Below are 19,058 nucleotides of genomic sequence, written 5' to 3'. Positions count from 1 at the left end.
GCGCCCCCCTGGGGGGGGATGCGGCTACGCGCAGCGAGCAAGCAACGGGGGGGGGTCATTTCACGAGGATGGTGTGTGGCACGCGACCAGCCGGCACGGTCCTGATCGCCTTGCCCGACGCGGTGTCGATCAGCGTCATGTCGTCCGACAGGCCGTTGGCCACGTACAGCGTCTTGCCGTCGGGCGACACGCCCATGCCCCAGGCGCGTTTGCCGACCAGCACCTGGCGCCGGACCGCCTTGCTGGCCACGTCCACCTCGACCACGTGGTTGGCGCGTCCCAGGCCCACCCACATCGTCTTGCCGTCGGGGCTGAGCGTCATGCCCACGGGCGTGATGTCGGTCTCGCGCATGCCCTTGACGGTGAACCGGATCTTCTGCTTTTCGGTGTGGGTCCGGGTGTCCACCACGCTCACGCTGGCGTCCAGTTCGTTGGTCACCCACAGCTCGCCGCCACCGGCCACGAGCGCGAAGCGGCGCGGCCGCTTGCCGACCTTGATGTTCTTGACCACCTTCTTCGTGCCCAGGTCGATCACGTGGACCACGTTGGCCACTTCGGACGTGACGTAGGCCGTCTTGCCGTCGGGCGTGACCAGCACCCCTTCGGGCTCGCCACCGGTCTTGACCTCGAACAAGGGTTTCTTGCTGGCCAGGTCGTAGGCGGCCAGCACGCTGTCGTCCTCGACCGACACGTAGGCGGTCTTGCCGTCGGGGCTGAGGTCGAACATCTCCGGGCTTTCGCCCAGCGGCACGGTGCCGGTCAGCTGGCCACTGGCCAGGTTCACCACCCCCATGGCGTTGCTGTCGCCGCAGATCACATAGATCTGCGAGCCATCGGGGCTGAACGACATGTCGCGCGGACGCTGGCACACCTCGATGGCGGCCTGGCGCTCGCCCGCCGCGTTGAACACGTAGACCTTGTGGTCCTTCTCGCTGGACACGTAGACCTTGCCCTGGGCCAGGGCCTGCGGGCTGAAGCCCCAGCAGACCGCGGCGGCACACAGGGCCGCAACGGTGCAACGAACGCCAGCAAAGGCACGGGGGGCGCCTGGGGCCATGGGGTCTTGTCTCCTGTTGTTGTGAAAACGGTCTTCAAGGACCGCGTGCAGGCATGGTCTGCGCACACGGACTGGTGCAAAAAAGGTGCCAGCGGCCGGGCCGCAGGCAACGGGAACGGAATTTGCCTCCCACACCGGCGAGACAAGGGCCGCACCCGCCGCCACAGGCCCGACACAACACCCCACAGCCGCCATGACACACACCCCGCCGCGCACAGCGTTCAAAAATGACACAGGGCAAACCCTTGATGCGTTGCACGACGGTGCAACCCGCTGTTCGCGCCGGCATTGGCTGGGCGGTGCGGCGGCCCTGGCCATGGGGTCGGTCTGGCCGGCCGCGCGGGCGCAGGCGCCCTTTCCCAGCAAACCCGTGCAGCTGATCGTGCCCTGGCCCGCCGGTGGCCAGACGGACCTGACCATCCGCATCCTGGCCGAAGAAGCCGAACCCCTGCTGGGCCAGACGGTGGTGGTGGTCAACAAACCCGGCGCCGCCGGCACGCTGGTGGCGCCGGCGCTCAAGGCGGCCGAACCCGACGGCCACACCATCGGACAGGTGCCGATCACGGTCTACCGCCACGCGCTGATGAACCACGTGCCCTGGGACCCGGTCACCGACCTCGCGCCCATCGTGCAGGTCTCGGGCGTGAGCTTCGGCCTGCTGGTGCCGGCCAGCAGCCCGTTCAAGTCGGTCCACGACCTGGTCGACTGGGCCGTGCGACACCCGGGCGAACTGACCCTGGGTTCCACCGGCATCGGCACCACCGCCCACCTGGCGATGGAAGAGATCCTGCTGCAGCACAACGTGAAATACGTGCACGTGCCCTACAAAGGCACGGCCGACCAGATGCTGGCCATCGCGGGCGCGCAGATCATGGCCGGGGTCAACTCCACCGGCTTTGCGCCCTGGGTGGACAAGGGCCAGATGCGCCTGCTGGCCACCTTCAACGCCGCGCGCAACCCGCGCTGGCCCGCCGCGCCGACCATGCGCGAGCTGGGCTACCCGCAGGCGGTCTACACCTCGCCCTGGGGCCTGGCCGCGCCGGCCGGCACGCCGGCGGCGGTGGTCCAGAAACTGCACGACGCCTTCCACAAGGCCATGTTCAGCGAACGCCACGCGGGCGCGCTGGCCCGCTACGATCAGTCCATCGACTACCTCAACACCCGCGACTACCGCCAGGCTGTGCTGGCCATGGTGGAACGCGAGAAGCAACTGCTGGCGCGCATGAACCTGCTGGCCCCGCCCAAATCATGAGCCTTGCCCCGACCCCCGCCGTGCTGAGCGCGCGCGATCTGCACAAGGCCTACAACGGCAAACCCGCGCTCAAAGGGGTGAGCGTGGCGCTGCAGGCCGGCGAGATGCTGGCCCTGCTGGGGCCCAACGGGGCCGGCAAGTCCACCCTGCTGCAGCTGCTGACCGGCCTGTTCACCCCCGACCAGGGCAGCATCGAAGTGCTGGGCCAGGACATGCGGCGCCACCCGGCGCGCGCCCTGGCCGGCCTGGGCGTGGTGTTCCAGCAAAGCGCGCTGGACCTGGACCTGAGCGTCATGGCCAACCTGCTGTTCCACACCGACCTGCACGGCCTCCCGCGCCCGGTGGCGCGCGAACGCATCGCCACACAGCTCGCCGCCATCGGCCTGCAAGACCAGGCCAAGGCCGTGGTGCGCAGCCTCTCGGGCGGCACGCGGCGCAAGGTGGAACTGGTGCGCGCCCTGTTGCACGCGCCGCGCGTGCTGCTGATGGACGAGGCCACCGTCGGCCTGGACCCGGCCTCGCGCCAGCAGCTGCTGGACACGGTGCGCGGCCTGTGCCGCGACCAGGGCCTGGCCGTGCTCTGGGCCACGCACCTGATCGAAGAAGTCAAAACCGCCGACCGCCTGATGCTGCTGCACCAGGGCACGGTGCGGTTTGATGGCCGCATCGACGCCTTCATGGCCGCGGCCGAGGGGCCGGACTTCCAGACCGAGGTGCTGCGCGCGCTGCAGAAACCGGGGCTGTGAACCGGGCGCAGCCCGGTTCACCCCCTTCGACCTGGGCTTGGCTTTTCCGAAGCTTGTCGAAGGGTAAAAGGCGCAAAGGGCAGACGGCCCGATCGTCCTGAGCTTGTCGAAGGACGGGCCCAGGGCGATCGGCCCCCTCACACTCAGAAGCGGTACGTCGCCGTCAGGCCCAGGCCCCACTGGCGCCCCGGCGCGGGCTCGAAGTAGCGCTTGTTGCCGTCGTTGACGATCACCGAACCCACGTAGGCGCGGTCGGTCAGGTTGTCCACCCGCAGGGTCTCGCGCAGGGTCCAGGCGCCGACCGTCTGCTGCCAGCCCAGGCGCAGGTTGAACAGCGTGACGGCATCGGTGCGGTCTTCGTTGAGATCATTGACCACCATGCTGCCGCGGTGCACCAGCTCCAGCGCACCGGTGAAGCCGGCCCAGGCGCGCGGCTGCCAGGCCAGTTCGGCGAACAGCGTGCGGTCCAGGATGCCCGGGATGCGGTTGCCCGCGGCCACCACGGCCCCGCCGCTGCTGGTGAAGGCCTCGGCAAACTGGGCCTTGAGCGTGGACAGCGCCAGCAGGCTGCGCCATTCGGGCGTCCATTGCGCGCTGTGCGTGACCTCAACACCGCTGCGACGCGTCCTGCCGGCGTTGGCGTAGACGGTGCGCCCCCCGCTGCTGGACGCCACCACGATCTCGTTGCGGGAGGCAATGTTGAACAGCGCCACGTCCAGCCGCTGCTGTTCGGTCAGCCGGGTTTTCAGGCCCAGCTCCGCATGGGTGCTGCTGGCCGATCCCAGCCCGAGGTTGGGGCCACTGCCGTCGGCGCGGTAGGCCAGCTCGGTGAAGGTCGGGGTCTCGAAACCGCGGCCGATGTTGGCGTAGAGGTTGGTGTCGGCGCTCAGGTGGCGCGTGATGCCCAGCACCGGGTTGGTGGCGCTGAACGAGGCCGTGCCGCTGTCGTCCGGGTTGTCCCCGGTGATGAAGGCGTCTTTCACCCGGAACGCCACCCGGTTGGCGCGCAGGCCGGCCAGCGCGCTCCAGTCCTCGTTGATGGCCCAGTCGGCCTGCGCATACACCCCCGTGCTGTGCACGCTGTCCTGCTCGTCGCGCTTGAGATCGCCCTGCACCCCAAGGTTGTTGATGTAGCCCTGGCGGTGCTCGCCCATGCGCTCGTGGTCCAGCCCCAGGCTGAACAGCACCTGCCCGTCACCCGCCGGCAAGCGGCGGCTGTAGCGCAGGCCCACGCCGCTGTATTGCCGGTCCAGCCGCACGACACCGCCGGACGCCGTGGGCGCGGTCTGCACGAACAGCGGGATGGACAGCCGGTTGTCCAGGTCGCGCTGCCCGGCGTACACCCGGGCCATCACGCTGGCGTCGGCGCCCAGCCGGTGGTCCAGCACCAGGCCCAGCTGGCGCTGCGCCACGTCCTTGCCGGCGTGGTAGAGCGTGGCGTTGGCCACCGCCTGGCGCGGGTCGTCCTCCATCTGCCCGCGCGTCAGCCCCACCGGGTCGCCCGACACCGGCTGGTCAAACACATTGGCCACGACGGTCACGCGGGTCTGCTCGCTCGCGTCCCAGCGCAGTTTGGCATTGAGGTGCTGGCGCTCGGCCGCGCTGTTCTCGCGCCAGCCGTCGGTCTGGAAATCGCTGACATCCACCACGTAGTTGACCGCTCCGCTCTGCCCCGCCGCCTGCAGGCCGTAGCGGCTCAGGCCATCGGGGCCGGCGTCCACGCTCATGCGCAGCTCGGGCCGCTCGGGGCCGTCGGCGGTGAACACCTGCACCACGCCGCCGGCCGAGTTGCCGTACAGCTGGGCCAGCGGGCCGCGCAGCACCTCGATGCGCTGGGCCGAGGGCAGGCTGATGGTCGAGGCTTGGCCCTGCCCGTCGGGCATGGTGGCGGGAATGCCATCGACGATGAGGCGCGCACCGCGGATGCCAAAGGGCGATCGGGCGCCGGAGCCGCGGATGGACAACTGCAGGTCCTGCGCGTAGTTCTGGCGGTTGAGCACGGTGATGCCCGGCACCCGGTTGAGCGATTCGGACAGGTTCACGCGCGGGCCGGCGGCCTCGATCGCGTCCTGCCCCACGGCGTGGATCGAGGCCGGCGCATCGAAGCTCTGCTGTTCCTGCCGGTTGGCGCTGACCACCACGTCCGGCAGGGTCTGGGCCCCGGCGGGGCCGGCCAGAAGGATGCAGAGCGCGGCGTGCAGGGGCCGCAGGGTGAACGTGGGGTGTCGGGGCATGTCTTGTCTCCGTGGGGGCCGGCCGGTGCCGGTCTGTTGCATCCCCCTTGGCGCTACAAGTTCCATGCCATGCGGCCAGTGTCCCGTGCTGGAACAACCCGCCCGCTGTACGGGCGGTGTGAGTCGGTCGGGCGTGCCCGGGCGGCCTGCGCACCCCGCGCGGGTGTGCAGGTTTCGCTCACGTTGTCTCAGGCCCCGGCGGCCTGCTCGGCGGCTTCGATCTGGGCCATTTCCTCGGGCGTGAACACGCGCGAGCGGGTGTGGAAGGCCTTGCCCTCAGGCCCTTCGAGCGAGAAGGTGCCGCCGTGGCCTTCGATCACGTCGATGATGAGCTGCGTGTGGCGCCAGGTCGCGTACTGCGTCTTGCTCATGTAGAACTCGCAACCGCCGATGACGCCCAACAACACGTCGCCCTGGCCCATGGTGATCTCACCCAGCAGGTAGCAGTTGGCCGCGCTGTTGTCGCAGCAGCCGCCGCTCTGGTGGAACATCAGGCCGGGCCCGTATTTGGTCTTGAGGAACTCGATCAACTCCAGCGCTGCCGGTGTCGCCACGACTTTTTCAACCATGTCTGTCTCCTTGTTCTGAAAGCCAAAAAAGGGGAAGCGGTTGCCCGCCTCCCCTCAAACCCTGCTTCTGGTCTTTTCAGATCAGAAGAAGCCCAGCTTTTGCTCGCTGTAGGAAACCAGCAGGTTCTTGGTCTGCTGGTAGTGGTCCAGCATCATCTTGTGGGTCTCACGGCCGATGCCCGATTCCTTGTAGCCACCGAAGGCAGCGTGCGCCGGGTAGGCGTGGTAGCAGTTGGTCCACACGCGGCCGGCCTTGATGGCGCGGCCCATGCGGTAGGCGACGTTGCCGTTGCGGCTCCAGACGCCGGCACCCAGACCGTACAGCGTGTCGTTGGCGATGGCCAGGGCTTCGGCCTCGTCCTTGAAGGTGGTCACGGCCAGCACCGGGCCAAAGATCTCTTCCTGGAAGATGCGCATCTTGTTGTGGCCCTTGAACAGGGTCGGCTGCACGTAGTAGCCGCCGTCCAGGTCGCCGCCCAGGTGGGCCTGTGCGCCGCCGGCCAGCACTTGCGCGCCTTCCTGCTTGCCCAGGTCCAGGTAGGACAGGATCTTGGTCAGCTGCTCTTTGGACGCCTGGGCGCCCATCATGCTGTCGGTGTCCAGCGGGTTGGCGTGCTTGATGGCGGCCACGCGCTGGAGCACACGCTCCATGAACTTGTCGTAGATGCTTTCCTGGATCAGCGCGCGGCTGGGGCAGGTGCAGACTTCACCCTGGTTGAACGCGAACAGCACCAGACCTTCGATGGCCTTGTCCAGGAAACCATCGTCCTTGTCCATGATGTCGGCAAAGAAGATGTTGGGCGACTTGCCGCCCAGTTCCAGCGTGGCCGGGATCAGGTTGTTGGCGGCGGCCTGGGCGATGACGCGGCCGGTGGTGGTGGAGCCGGTGAAGGCGATCTTGGCGATGCGCTTGCTGGTGGCCAGCGGCATGCCGGCTTCGCGGCCGAAACCGTTGACGATGTTCAGCACGCCCGGGGGCAGCAGGTCGGCGATCAGCTCGGCCAGGATCAGGATGGAGATCGGGGTGGACTCGGCCGGCTTGAGCACCACGCAGTTGCCGGCGCCCAGGGCGGGGGCCAGTTTCCAGGCGGCCATCAGGATCGGGAAGTTCCAGGGAATGATCTGGCCCACGACACCCAGCGGCTCGTGGATGTGGTACGCCATGGTGTTCTCGTCGATCTCGGAGATGCCACCTTCCTGCGCACGCAGGGCACCGGCGAAGTAACGGAAGTGGTCCACCGTCAGCGGGATGTCGGCGTTCAGCGTCTCGCGGATCGCCTTGCCGTTGTCCACGGTCTCGGCGTAGGCCAGCAGTTCCAGGTTGGCTTCGATGCGGTCGGCGATCTTGAGCAGGATGTTGCTGCGCGTGGCGGCGTCGGTCTTGCCCCACTTGTCGGCGGCGGCGTGCGCAGCGTCCAGCGCGAGTTCGATGTCTTCCGCGGTGGAACGCGCGGCCTGGGTGTAGACCTTGCCGTTGACCGGCGTGATCACGTCGAAATACTGGCCCTTGACCGGGGCCACCCACTGACCGCCGATGAAGTTGTTGTACTGCGACTTGTAGGTGATCTTGGCGCCTGCGGCGCCGGGAGCTGCGTAGATCATGCGTGTCTTCCTCTGAATGGGTGGAACAAGTGAAAAAGCCGAAGCGGCTGATCACCTGTCCACAACTTCCATGCCAGGCGCCGGAAGTGACTCAATCTGAGAAAACCACCGTGCCGTGGCACAGGTGCTGCCCCCGCGTGCAACACAAATGAGAGCAGCCCTGGCACAGCTGCTCCGCCGCGGAACGGCACACAGGTTCATATGAACTTGCTTGCCAGCGGGACAAACCCGCAGAGCGACGCGCCCGTCTCAGGCGATCAACCCAGCCCCACCACCAGGGCCGACGTGGCCATGGCCGCCCAGGCCCGCTGGCCGCGGCGTGCGGTGAACGGATGCACCGCAAACCCCACCCACTGCCCGCCCCCGTCAAGGCCGATCACCACCTCGTCGCGCCCCTCGCCATGGGCGATGCGGTCGATGCGACCACCCAGGCGGTTCACGTCGTGGGCGGGCCCCAGCGGCAGGGCACCGGCCTGCACCTGCACCGCCGTGGCCTTGCACAGCGCCAGCGCCGACGCACCCGGCCGCAGCGCCAGCAGGTCGGCGCTCTCGCGCGTCACGCTCGCCGTCAGCACCGCACCGCCCGCCGTGCGCAGGCGGATCAGCACCATCGGGTCATCGGGGGCCAGCGGTTCGCTGCCCAGCACCTCGCACGGCAGCTGGTTGCGCATGCTGGTGCGCAGGCCCAGGCCACCGGCCAGCGCCGGCCCGCCGGCAAACCGGGCCAGCACCGCCGCACGAGCATGGGCCAGTTCGTCGGCCAGCGCCAGCAGCTGCAGGCCCTGCGGCGTGATGCGCGCACCGCCACCGCCGCTGCCGCCCACGGTGCGCTCCACCAGCGCCACACCGCTCAGGCTGGTCAGCGTGTCGATGGCCTGCCAGGCCGCCTTGTAGCTGATGCCCGCCTCACGCGCCGCCTGCGAGATCGAGCCCGACGCCGCCACGCGGCGCAGCACCTCCAGGCGCTTGTCGCTGATGGCGTGGCCCAGGGCTTCGGTCAGGTGGGGGGCGGCGGTGTCGGGCATGCGGTCATTGTTCCACGCCACCCCACGGCCTTGCGCCGGGCCGTACGATGCGGGCGCTATCCATCCACCTTTGCCAAGGAGACGCCCCATGAACCGCCGCATCCAGCGCCTGATCGCCACCACCGCCCTCGTCCTGGGCATGAGCGCCGCCCTGGCGCAAGACAAAGTGGTCTACCACTTCGACAACAGCGACACCCAGGCCACCGCCGGCCTGCGCACCCTGCGCAACTACCTCGACACCGCCCCGGGCACCCAGATCGTGGCGGTCGCGCTGGGCGACGGCGTGCACTTCCTCAAGGAAGGCGCCAAGGACAAGAAGAACCCCAACATCGACTACGGCCCGCTGATCTCGGACCTGGTCGCCCGGGGCGTGAAGTTCGAGATCTGCGAACTCACGATGCGCGCGCTCGACCTGAAGAAAGAGCAGTTCGTCATGGACGCCGGCTTCACCCCGTCCGGCGTCGTGCGCATCGGCCAGCTGCAGTTCCGCGAGCACTACGGGTACATCAAGCCCTGAGGCGGTGGTGGTCTGGCTGGCAGCGGCCACTGGCGGTCATGCCATCGGTCAGAAGATCGCCACGCCAACCACCAGTTTCAAAAGCCCATCCGCCGCAGACCAACGATCACCCGAAGCGGCTGTCACAGCTTTTCCTGGTCTATCGCTTGAGTCGCCGCTTCGGTGTCTAGCATCGGTGTTGGGCAAGCCTTCAGACCGACGGCAAGTCCGGGTCGATACCCGTCATGGCGATGGAGACATCCCACAAGCGCTTTGCCAGTTCCGGGTCCTCGGCTCGCGGGGCTCGTTTGGCCTCACCCGCCACACCCCGGATGCCGCCGAATCCGATCGGCCCGTAGTAGCCCCCGGGCTTCACGCTTCCCGTCGCGGCCAGCAGCGCCGGCCATGCGCCTTTGTCAGCACTGTTGAGGAGCATGCCGACGATCGGCCCCGCCCATTGGGCGAGCCCCATATGCCGTCCCAGGTTGGTACTGGCGACGCCCGGATGGACACCAACGGCGGTGACGGGGGACCTTGACGCGCGCAGGCGACGATCCAGTTCGAAGAAGAACAGCGCATTGGCCAGTTTGCTGCCGCCATAGCGAACCACCTTCGAATAACCGTGTTCAGCGTTGAGGTCGTCCCAATCGATCTTGCCCTTGAAATGCGCGATGCTCGACGTGACGACGACGCGCGATCCCGGCGTTTGGGCCAGCTTGGGCAGGAGCAGCGAGGTCAGCGCGAACACGCCCAGATGGTTGACCCCGAACTGCGACTCGAACCCTTGCCTGGTGCGCGTCAGGGGCGGGTACATGATGCCCGCGTTGTTGATGAGGGCGTCCATCCGCGGTTCCGCTGCAACGGCTTTGGCCGCGGCGCGAATGCTCTCGATATCGCCCAGGTCCAGCGGGAGCCAGCTGACATCCGCCCTCGGCGTGATGCGCCGAATCCGTGCGATGGCTTCCTTGGCCCTCGCCTGGTCGCGGCAACCCAACAGGACGCGCGCGCCTCTCGCCGCGAGCACCCTCGTCACTTCGAAGCCGACGCCAGCATTGGCGCCTGTGACGATGAAGCTCTTTCCCGACTGATCGGGGACATCCGCTTCGGTGAAGCCTTTGTGATTTGACATACAAGTTCCTTACATGAGTAATTGAACACTCATTTATTGAGTAAAAAAAATCAGGCGGCCGAGCCATTCCAGAAAAGGTCGAACCCGGCCTGCCGAATGGCTTTGTCTTCCTTGGGCGTCGAGGCGATCGCGTTGATGGTGATGTCGGCCAGATCGAACAGGATCGTGTCGATGTAGAAGGCGACCCGGTCTGGAGCGGCATGTCCCGACAGACACCGCTCCACGATCGCACGTGCGTCCCTCAGCATGGCGTGGCAGCGGCTGCGGCTCTCTGCCGTCACGCGATCCGACACCTTCAACTGGCGCAGCGCCTTGCGCGATGTGGAGTGGGCCAGCCCCCAGTCGATCAGGCGATTCCAGACGAGACACAGCTGGTCTCGAGGTGACACATCCACCGGATACGGTGCCAACATCGTCGTGGCGAGCTTGGCCTCGATCTCCACGAACAATTGATTGAGGAGGTCGTCCTTGGTCGGAAAGTACGTGAACAGGGTTCCTTCGGACACGCCGGCCGCCTGCGCGATCTTCGCGGTGGAGGCGCCAGTGCCGAGGTTGGCGACAAGGTCCGACGCAGCCTCAAGCAAGGCTGCGCGCTTTTCCTCGCTCAGGGGACGGGCCATACTTTGAACTTTGTTTGAGTAAGTGGATGCTCAATTATAGAGCGACAACAACATCCGGGTCAAGTGGTTTTGCATGAAGCCTGCGGATCGTTCGAGCCGTGCAACCCTTGCCTGGCCGCTGGCACCCCCTGCCTGTTGCCGATGCGAGCGTCCTCGGACACCGCGAGCAAGGTCACAACAAAGCGCGATGTCGCTGCCGCCGGCCACTGCTGCTCCATGCGCCTTGGTCGCTGTCGGCTTGGCACAGCACCACAAGCCCATGAAGTTCCCGGTGAAGCGCTCATGTGGCGGTCGTCGACCACCGGGTCCCAGAGGGTACTTTCGTGGTCATCGGATCCAGCCGTTCGGCGCCGAAATGGTCGCGATCGTTGGTCGGCGTGCGCGAGCGACCGCAGCCGCCATCACGGCCTTTCTTGGCGGTGTCGGCGCAGGTCACGTTCCAAGGCAGACCGGTCGTTTGCTGAGAAAACCATCGCTGACGACCATGGGCCGACCACACCCCAACCCGCCTCCCGCCCACCACCCGCTACACTCGCTATTCCATTTCGGGATAACGAATCCCACCCGTCCGCCCGCTGGCGGTCCTGTTGCGAGGGGTCCATGCGTCTGCTGCTGTCTTGCCTGTCCGCCCTGCTGTGCGCCGCGCTGGCGCAGGGTGCTGCCCATGCGGCCGAGGCCCAGGTGGCGGTAGCGGCCAACTTTGCGGAGCCGGTCAAGGCGCTGGCGGCCGAACTGCACAAGACCACCGGTCACACGCTGAAGGTCACGCTCGGCTCCACCGGCAAGCTGTACGCGCAGATCCGCAACGGGGCCCCGTTCGACGTGTTGCTGGCGGCCAATGCCCAGGTGCCCGAGGCGCTGGAGCGGGACGGCCTGGCGCAGCCGGGCAGCCGCTTCACCTATGCCACGGGCCAGCTGGCGCTGTGGTCGGCCCAGCCGGGCCGGGTGGACGACCAGGGCGCCGTGCTGCGGCGCGCCGACCTGGGCAAGGTGGCCTACGCCGCGCCCAAGGTGGCGCCGTATGGCGCGGCCGCGCTGGAGGCGATGGAACGGCTGGGCCTGAGCGCCGTGCTGGCACCCAAGCTGGTGCAGGGCGAGAGCATTGGCCAGGCCTTCGGCTTTGTGTTCACCGGCAATGCCGACGTGGGTTTCGTGGCGCTGTCGCAGGTGTGGGCCAATGGGCGGCTGCGCAGCGGCTCGGTGTGGCGGGTGCCACCGCAGCTCTACAGCCCGATCCGCCAGGACGCGGTGCTGCTGCGCCGCGGTGCGGGCAACGAGGCGGCGCTGGCCCTGTTGCAGCTGCTGCAAAGCCCGTCGGGGCGGGCGCTGATCGCGGCCTATGGGTACCAACCGTGAAGCGCGCCTGCGACGCCGGTGTGCGCCGGGTGCTCGATCCAACGGATGAGGGCCGTTCAACATGCTGCTGACCGCCGCTGACTGGCAGGCCATCGCGCTGACGCTGAAGGTGTCGGCGCTGACGACGCTGATCCTGCTGCTGCTGGGCACACCGCTGGCCTGGTGGCTGGCACGCACGCGGTCGTGGCTGAAGACGCCGGTGGCCACCGTGGTGGCCTTGCCCGTCGTGCTGCCGCCGTCGGTGCTGGGCTTTTATCTGCTGGTGCTGATGGGGCCCAACGGGCCGGTGGGGCAATGGACGCAGGCGCTGGGACTGGGCACGCTGCCGTTCACGCTGCCGGGGCTGGTGGTGGCCTCGGTGCTGTATTCGCTGCCTTTCATGGTGCAGCCGGTGCACAACGCGTTCGAGGCGCTGGGGCCGCGCCCGCTGGAGGTGGCGGCCAGCCTGCGCGCGTCGCCGCTGGACACGTTTTTCAGCGTGGTGCTGCCGCTGTGCCGGCCGGGCCTGGTCACCGGCGCCATCATGAGTTTTGCCCACACGGTGGGCGAGTTCGGCGTGGTGCTGATGGTGGGCGGCAACATCCCGGGTGTGACCCGGGTGGTGTCGGTGCAGATCTACGACCACGTGGAGGCGCTGGAGTACGCCGACGCGCATCGGCTGGCAGCGGTGATGCTGGTGTTTTCCTTCGTCTGCCTGATGGCGCTGCACCTGTACCAGCAGCGCAGCCGGCGGAGCGCGCCATGACGGCCGGCCTGCACCTGCAACTGCGGCTGGACCGCGCGGAGTTCTCGCTGGACGTGGACGTGTCGCTGCCGGGCCGGGGCATCACCGCGCTGCTCGGCCCCTCGGGTTCGGGCAAGACGACCTGCCTGCGCGTGCTCGCCGGGCTGGAGCCGCGGGCGCAGGGCCGGGTGCAGGTGGGCGACGCCGTGTGGCAGGACAGTGCCGCGGGCGTGTTCCTGCCCCCGCACCGGCGCGCGCTGGGCTATGTGTTCCAGGAGGCCAGCCTGTTCGACCACCTGACGGTGGAGCGCAACCTGCGCTTTGGCTTTGACCGCACGCCCGCCGCGCAACGCCGGCACGACTGGCGCCACGGGCTGGAGCTGCTGGGCATTGGCCACCTGCTGCAGCGGCTGCCGCACCAGCTCTCGGGCGGTGAACGCCAGCGCGTGGCCATCGCCCGCGCCCTGGCCACCAGCCCGCGCCTGCTGCTGATGGACGAGCCGCTTGCCGCGCTGGACGCGGCGCGCAAGGCCGAGATCCTGCCCTGGCTGGAACAGCTGCACGAGGCGCTGGACATCCCGGTGGTGTACGTCACCCATTCGCTGGACGAGGTGGCGCGACTGGCCGACCACCTGGTGCTGCTGGAGCGCGGCCGCGTGCGGGCACAAGGGCCGGTGATGGAACTGATGGCCCGGGCCGATCTGCCGCTGGCGCACGGCGATGGCGCATCGGCGCTGATCGAGGCCGTGACCTGCGGGCTGCACAACACCAGCGGCCTGTGCGAACTGCGCTTTGACGGCGGCACCCTGCTGCTGCCGCAGACCCGCAGCACGCCCCTGCCCGAGCGCACGCCGGTGCGGGTGCGCATCCAGGCGCGGGACGTGAGCCTGTCGCTGCTGCACCCCGAGCAGACCAGCGTGCTCAACATCCTGCCGGCCACGGTGACCGAGATCAGCGACGACGGACCGGGCCAGGTGCTGGTGGGACTGCAACTGGGGCAAGGCACGCGGCTGCTGTCGCGCATCAGCCAGCTCTCGTGCGGGCGGCTGGGCATCGCGCCCGGGCGGGCGGTCTATGCGCAGATCAAGGGCGTGGCGATGGTGCGCTGAGGCCCGCCCTCCCCCACTGCCTGAGCGCCCGGGCCCGCCGGGCGGCGATTTGCCGGCGCGCATCGACGGATGAGCCGCCCGGTAGGCTCGGGCGCTCAGGCAGCGCAGGGGGTCACTTCACCGCGTTCGGGAAAAACAGCTGCTCGCCGCCGATCTTGTAGTCGGCGATCGCTTTCTGGCCCGCCGAACCGGTCACCCAGTCGACGAATTTCTGGCCTTCGGCGGTTTTCACCTGCGGGTGCTTGGCGGCGCTCACCAGCATCACGCCGTACTGGTTGAACAGGCGCCTGTCGCCTTCAACCAGCACCGCCAGATCGGCGCGGTTCTTGAAGTTGAGCCAGGTGCCACGGTCGGTCAGCACATAGCCGCCGGTGGAGGCCGCGATGTTCAGTGCCGGGCCCATGCCGCAGCCACATTCCTTGTACCCCGAACCCTTGTTGGCGTCGGTGTCGGTCATCTTCCAGTAGCGCAGCTCGGCCGCGTGCGTGCCGCTCTTGTCGCCGCGCGAGACGAAGGGTGCGTTGCTGCTCGCCACCTTCTTGAGCGCGGCCACGATGTCGCTGCCCTTGGTGCCGACCGGGTCGGCCTTGGGCCCGATCAGCACAAAGTCGTTGTACATGACCTCCTGGCGCTTGGCGGCAAAGCCGTCGGCCACGAACTTCTCTTCGGCCAGCTTGTCGTGCACAAACAGCACGTCGGCGTCGCCGCGGCGGGCCATGTCGATGGCCTGGCCGGTGCCCACGGCCACGACCTTGATGTCGATGCCGCTGGCCTGCTTGAAGGCCGGCAGCATGTAGCCGAACAGGCCCGACTGCTCGGTGGACGTGGTCGACGCCACGACGATGCTGCTCTGCGCCAGCGCGGCGACGCTGCCGAGCAGCGAGGCCGACAACAGCCCGGCGGTGGCCAGCAGGCGCACCACGGTGCGGCGGGGATGGTGAGCAGCGGTAGCGAACGATTTCACGGGGTTTCTCCTTTGACAAATGCACTGGCCTGCGGCGAACAGCGTTCGAGCAGGTCCTGGTTGAAAAACGGGTCCATCGGCAGATCGGCCAGCACCTGCCCCTGCTCGATGTAGATCACGCGACTGGCCAGGCGCTTGACCTGGCCCAGGTTGTGGCTGGCAAACACCAGGGTGGGCGGCAGGCGGCCGGGCGCGGGGGCCTCGGCGCCGAAGTCGGCGATCAGCGACTCCACCTCCCGCTTGGCGTGCGGGTCCAGGCTGGCGGTGGGCTCGTCGAGCAGCCACACGTCGGGCTGCAGCGCCCAGGCGCGGGCCAGGGCCACGCGCTGTTGCTGCCCGCCCGAGAGCGCGCGGCCGTTGCGCTCGGCAAGGTGCGTGAGCTGCACCCGGTCCAGCGCCTGCTGGGCGCGGTCGCGGGTCTGGGCCCATGGCACGCCGCTGAGCCACAGGCCCAGTTGCAGGTTGCGCCGCACCGACATGCGCATCATGTGCGGCCGCTGGAACAGCATGGCGATGCGCGACGCCTGGGGCACCGCGCGTTCGCCGGCCGCGATGGGCAACAGGCCGTGCAGCGTGCGCAGCAAGGTGCTTTTGCCGCAGCCATTGGGACCGACCAGCGCCACGCGTTCGCCGGCCTGGATCGACAGCGTGATGCCGCGCAGGGCCTCGACCTGGGCCGCCGGCCCCAGGCTCACGGACACGCCACGCAGCGCCAGCACCGAGGGTGCGTGCGCGGCGTGCGCGACGTTCGGGCCGGCCAGGCCGACGGGGGCGAGTTCCACCCTCATGTGGTGGCCATCCGCAGGTCGCCACCGTCGAGCCGCTCGCGCCAGCGGCGCAACAGGCCCACCACGCTGTTGAGCAGCAGCACCACGCCCAGCAGCACCAGGCCCAGGCCCAGCGCCAGCGGCAGGTCGCCCTTGCTGGTTTCCAGCGCGATGGCGGTGGTCATGACGCGGGTGAAGCCGTCGATGTTGCCGCCCACGATCATCACCGCCCCCACCTCGGACACGGCGCGACCGAAGGCGGTGATGAGCACGGTGAGCAGCGCGTAGCGCTCGTCCCAGGCCATCAGCAGGCTGCGCAGCGCGCGCCCGGCGCCCAGCGAACTGAGCTGTTCGCCGTGCTCGCGGTCGCTGTCTTCGACCACCTGCCGCGTGAGCGCGGTCACCAGCGGCAGCACCAGAATGGCCTGCGCCAGCACCATGGCCTGGAAGCTGAACAGCCAGCCCAGGAATCCCAGCGGCCCCGAACGCGAGAGCAGCAGATACATCACCAGGCCCACGACCACGGACGGGATGGCCAGAAAAGTGTTGAGCAGGGTCAGCAACACCGGGCGGCCCGGGAAGCGCGCCACCGCCAGCCAGGCCCCCAGCAGCAGACCCAGCGCACACGCCAACACGCAGGCCGTGGCGCTGACCGCCAGGGACCGCGACACGATGGTCCAGAGGGCCGCGTCGCCCGACACCACCAGCCCCAGTGCGGTGGCCACGCTGTCAGAAAAGCTGTTCATATATCTTGCGGCGCAGCATAAAGGCCGGCGGGCCATCTGTGAGTACGTGGCAACGCGGTATGCACCCGGCAACATAGGCAGGCCCTTGCATAGGCCGGGGCTGGTGCACACTTGCGGCCCATGAGACGCATCGCGATGTCCTACTCCCTGGCCGCCGAGCGCCCGGCGCGCGGCACCGGCGCGCCGTTGCTGAGCAACCCCATGATGGACGTGCTGCACGCGGTGCACGAACGGGGGTCCATTTCGGCGGCGGCGCGGCAGCTGGGCCTGTCGTACCGGCACGTCTGGGGCCAGCTCAAGGACTGGGAAACCCAGCTGGGCCGCGAACTGCTGGTGTGGGAGCGTGGCCAGGCGGCCCTGCTGTCACCGTTCGGCCAGCGGCTGCTGATGGCCGAACGCCTGGCCCAGGCGCGGCTGGGGCCGCAGCTGGAACACCTGCGCGCCGAGCTCGAACGTGCGTTTTCCATGGCCTTCGACGACGACCAGGCGCCCAGCGAACTGCTCACGCTCTACGCCAGCCACGACCACGCGCTGGCGGCGCTGCAGGACCTGGCTGCACACGCCGACGGCCACCCGAACCTGCACCTGGACATCCGCTTCACCGGCAGCGTGGACGCGATCCGGGCGCTGAACGAAGGCCGCTGCCTGCTGGCGGGTTTTCACACCCAGCCGTTTGCCGACGCCGACAGCCGCAGCGCTCGCACCTACCGCCCGCTGCTCAAGCCGGGCACGCACAAGATCATCGGCTTTGCGCGTCGCGTGCAAGGCCTGATGGTCGCCCCCGGCAACCCCTTGCGGCTGCACACGCTGGGCGACGTGGCGCGCCTGCAGGCGCGCCTGGTCAACCGCGCCATCGGCACCGGCACCCGGCTGTTGCTCGAAGATCTGCTGGCGCAGGAAGGCATCGCCGCCGAAAACCTGCCCGGGTTCGAACGCGAGGAAAGCTCGCACGCGGCCGTGGCACAGGCCGTGGCCAGCGGCGAAGCCGATGTGGGCCTGGGCACCGAGTACGCCGCGCAGCGGCAGGGCCTGGGCTTCGTGCCGCTGACCGATGAACGCTATCTGCTGGTGTGCCTGAAGTCGGCGCTGGAACTGCCCGCCGTGCAAAGCCTGCTGACGCTGCTGCGCAGCGCGCGCTGGCAACAGCAGCTGCAGGCCCTGCCCGGCTACCAGCCGGACCACCCGGGTGAAGTGGCCGCCATGAAGCGGCTGCTGCCCTGGTGGAAGAACTGACCCCCACGCTCCACCGCTGCGCGGGTCGCTGCCCCCCAGGGGGCTGGGCCTGCCTTGGGGCGGCCCGGCGGCGGGCCCGTTGACCACCCCATCGCCGGCTCACTGCGTGTGGCCGCTCCGCCCCTCAAGGGGCAACGCGTGTGGCCCGGCAAAGCCGGTTCCACCGCGTTCTCGACCGAGACCCTGTCGTGCGCAACGGTTCGCTCTCCGGCGGGCGTGAACCGATCCAGAGACGCCGTGGAACCGGCTTGGCCGGGCCACTGGCGTCGCCCCCTGGAGGGGGTCGCGCGCAGCGCGGCAGGGGTGGGCTTAAAACGCTTCTTTCTCGGCTTCGAGGTACGCCAGGCTGGTGTATTTGCCGATGTTGCTGTCGAAGCCGTCCATGGTCTTGGCGCGGCTGGCCACGCGCGGGTCTTTCATCACCAGCGCCTTGGCACCGTCCAGCGCAATGCCGTCCTTGACCGCCTGCACGCAGGGTTCCCAGATGCCCTTCATGAACGTGCCATAGGTGTCCAGCAGGTCTTTGCTGCCGCGGCCGTGGCCGGGCAGCCAGAGCTGCTCGCCGGCGGCCTGCTTGAGCGCGTCGTAGTACTTGAAGGTGCCCGGATACGACCCGTCGTCGATGTTGGCGATGCGGTTGGCCATGGCGATGTCGCCGATGTAGGTGAGCTTGTCCTGCACGATCTCAAAACACAGGTCCGACGGCGTGTGCGCCCGGCCGTAGTGGTGCAGCTTGATCTGCACGTCGCCGTAGTCGAACACCTGGCCGTGCTCCACCACTTTGTTCGGCGCCACGACCTTGGTGCCCAGCGTGGCCTGGTTAGTCCAGCGCTCCATCAGGCTGCGCCAGAGGTTGCCTTCGTGCCCGGCGATCTGGTCGCGCGTGTGGGCCAGCGCGTGGATGGGCAGGTCTTTGCCAAAGGCATCGGCAAAGGCGTGGTTGCCCAGCCAGTGGTCACCGTGGTAGTGGCTGTTGAAGACCGCGATCACCGGCTGGGGTGTCACGGTCTTGATCATGCGGATCGCCATCTGCCCGATCTGCACCGAGGCGCCGGTGTCCAGCACCACCACGCCCTTTTGCGTGATCACGAAAATGATGCTGGCCATGAGGCCCTGGTTTTCCTGCGTCGGAAAGCCTTCCTTGGCGTAGACCATCCACACATGGGGCGAGAGCTGTTCGGGTTTCACGTCGGGCACCGGCGGGCCTTCGATGAATTCCTGCACCTGCTGGGCGAACAGGCGCACCTCGGGCACCAGCGCCAGCCCCGCCGCGCACAGGCCCATGCCGCTGGCCATGCGCAGCCAGGCGCGGCGGTTCGTCGCAGGGGAAATCGAAGGCGTGTGGGGGGGCCGGGTCATGCGTGTCTCCTGGTCGTGCGAATCACAAAATAAGCATAGGCTTATTCAAATGATACGCCCCGCCCGTGGG

General features: G+C 68.4%; 17 protein-coding genes and 1 pseudogene. 7 read left to right on the top strand and 11 right to left on the bottom strand.

Going from position 1 to position 19,058, the window contains the following annotated elements:
- Positions 1-55: 55 nt before the first annotated feature.
- Complete coding sequence (locus RMP09_RS03155) at positions 56-1,057, bottom strand: PQQ-dependent catabolism-associated beta-propeller protein (protein WP_310564552.1); 1,002 nt, start codon at positions 1,055-1,057, stop codon at positions 56-58.
- 253 nt (positions 1,058-1,310) lie between these two features.
- Here RMP09_RS03155 and RMP09_RS03150 point away from each other — a divergent pair, with 253 nt between their 5' ends.
- Both RMP09_RS03150 and RMP09_RS03145 read left to right on the top strand, forming a co-directional pair.
- A complete protein-coding gene (locus RMP09_RS03150; protein WP_310564551.1) occupies positions 1,311-2,309 on the top strand; it encodes a tripartite tricarboxylate transporter substrate binding protein in 999 nt (332 codons plus the stop codon).
- Positions 2,306-3,055: an ATP-binding cassette domain-containing protein gene (locus RMP09_RS03145; RefSeq protein WP_310564550.1), complete on the top strand. Its 750-nt coding sequence runs from the start codon at positions 2,306-2,308 to the stop codon at positions 3,053-3,055. Before RMP09_RS03150 ends, RMP09_RS03145 begins: the two co-directional genes overlap by 4 nt.
- Before the next feature lie 143 nt (positions 3,056-3,198).
- Here RMP09_RS03145 and RMP09_RS03140 read toward each other — a convergent pair whose 3' ends face one another.
- The 4 genes from RMP09_RS03140 to RMP09_RS03125 all read right to left on the bottom strand — a co-directional run bounded on the left by RMP09_RS03140 (position 3,199) and on the right by RMP09_RS03125 (position 8,485).
- Positions 3,199-5,289 carry a TonB-dependent receptor gene (locus tag RMP09_RS03140; protein ID WP_310564549.1) on the bottom strand — a complete coding sequence of 697 codons (2,091 nt, stop codon included), beginning with the start codon at positions 5,287-5,289 and terminating at the stop codon, positions 3,199-3,201.
- 188 nt (positions 5,290-5,477) lie between these two features.
- Positions 5,478-5,858 (bottom strand): DUF779 domain-containing protein, encoded by a 381-nt coding sequence (locus RMP09_RS03135; RefSeq protein WP_310564548.1) that lies wholly within the window; start codon positions 5,856-5,858, stop codon positions 5,478-5,480.
- 81 nt (positions 5,859-5,939) lie between these two features.
- Complete coding sequence (gene adh, locus RMP09_RS03130) at positions 5,940-7,460, bottom strand: aldehyde dehydrogenase (RefSeq protein WP_310564547.1); 1,521 nt, start codon at positions 7,458-7,460, stop codon at positions 5,940-5,942.
- 257 nt (positions 7,461-7,717) lie between these two features.
- Positions 7,718-8,485, bottom strand: a complete 768-nt coding sequence (locus RMP09_RS03125) for a TOBE domain-containing protein (protein ID WP_310564546.1) — start codon at positions 8,483-8,485, stop codon at positions 7,718-7,720.
- Positions 8,486-8,573: 88 nt separating this feature from the next.
- Between RMP09_RS03125 and RMP09_RS03120 the strand changes: the two genes are divergently transcribed.
- Entirely contained in the window at positions 8,574-9,002 is a 429-nt protein-coding gene (locus RMP09_RS03120) for a DsrE family protein (RefSeq protein WP_310564545.1), read from the top strand.
- A 190-nt stretch (positions 9,003-9,192) separates the two neighbouring features.
- Here RMP09_RS03120 and RMP09_RS03115 read toward each other — a convergent pair whose 3' ends face one another.
- Positions 9,193-10,110: an oxidoreductase gene (locus RMP09_RS03115; protein WP_310564544.1), complete on the bottom strand. Its 918-nt coding sequence runs from the start codon at positions 10,108-10,110 to the stop codon at positions 9,193-9,195.
- 50 nt (positions 10,111-10,160) lie between these two features.
- On the bottom strand, positions 10,161-10,730 hold the full coding sequence (locus RMP09_RS03110; protein WP_310564543.1) for a TetR/AcrR family transcriptional regulator: 570 nt from the start codon (positions 10,728-10,730) through the stop codon (positions 10,161-10,163).
- Between the two features lie 600 nt (positions 10,731-11,330).
- Between RMP09_RS03110 and modA the strand changes: the two genes are divergently transcribed.
- From modA to modC, 3 genes are all read left to right on the top strand, one after another.
- Positions 11,331-12,086 (top strand): molybdate ABC transporter substrate-binding protein, encoded by a 756-nt coding sequence (modA, locus tag RMP09_RS03105; protein ID WP_310564542.1) that lies wholly within the window; start codon positions 11,331-11,333, stop codon positions 12,084-12,086.
- 61 nt (positions 12,087-12,147) lie between these two features.
- The gene (gene modB / locus RMP09_RS03100; RefSeq protein ID WP_310564541.1) at positions 12,148-12,831 is read left to right on the top strand and encodes a molybdate ABC transporter permease subunit; all 684 of its coding nucleotides are present in this window, start codon (positions 12,148-12,150) and stop codon (positions 12,829-12,831) included.
- Positions 12,828-13,919: a molybdenum ABC transporter ATP-binding protein gene (gene modC, locus RMP09_RS03095; protein WP_310564540.1), complete on the top strand. Its 1,092-nt coding sequence runs from the start codon at positions 12,828-12,830 to the stop codon at positions 13,917-13,919. The genes modB and modC overlap by 4 nt, the downstream gene beginning before the upstream one ends.
- 112 nt (positions 13,920-14,031) lie before the next feature.
- Here the strand turns inward: modC and RMP09_RS03090 are convergent, their stop codons facing one another.
- From RMP09_RS03090 to RMP09_RS03080, 3 genes and pseudogenes are all read right to left on the bottom strand, one after another.
- Positions 14,032-14,814, bottom strand: a complete 783-nt coding sequence (locus tag RMP09_RS03090; RefSeq protein WP_310564578.1) for an extracellular solute-binding protein — start codon at positions 14,812-14,814, stop codon at positions 14,032-14,034.
- Positions 14,815-14,879: 65 nt separating this feature from the next.
- Positions 14,880-15,533, bottom strand: a pseudogene (locus RMP09_RS03085) (ATP-binding cassette domain-containing protein); the annotation flags it as partial.
- Between the two features lie 134 nt (positions 15,534-15,667).
- Complete coding sequence (locus tag RMP09_RS03080) at positions 15,668-16,396, bottom strand: ABC transporter permease (protein ID WP_310564539.1); 729 nt, start codon at positions 16,394-16,396, stop codon at positions 15,668-15,670.
- A gap of 120 nt (positions 16,397-16,516) precedes the next feature.
- Between RMP09_RS03080 and RMP09_RS03075 the strand changes: the two genes are divergently transcribed.
- Entirely contained in the window at positions 16,517-17,629 is a 1,113-nt protein-coding gene (locus tag RMP09_RS03075) for a substrate-binding domain-containing protein (protein WP_310564538.1), read from the top strand.
- Positions 17,630-17,938: 309 nt separating this feature from the next.
- Here the strand turns inward: RMP09_RS03075 and RMP09_RS03070 are convergent, their stop codons facing one another.
- A complete protein-coding gene (locus RMP09_RS03070; protein WP_310564537.1) occupies positions 17,939-18,988 on the bottom strand; it encodes an MBL fold metallo-hydrolase in 1,050 nt (349 codons plus the stop codon).
- Positions 18,989-19,058: the final 70 nt, after the last annotated feature.

The sequence above is a fragment of the Hydrogenophaga sp. genome, from assembly GCF_031426985.1.
GTDB lineage: Bacteria > Pseudomonadota > Gammaproteobacteria > Burkholderiales > Burkholderiaceae_C > Hydrogenophaga.
Note: the sequence above shows the minus strand (reverse complement) of the source record. Positions and strands in the feature narration are given on the sequence as shown.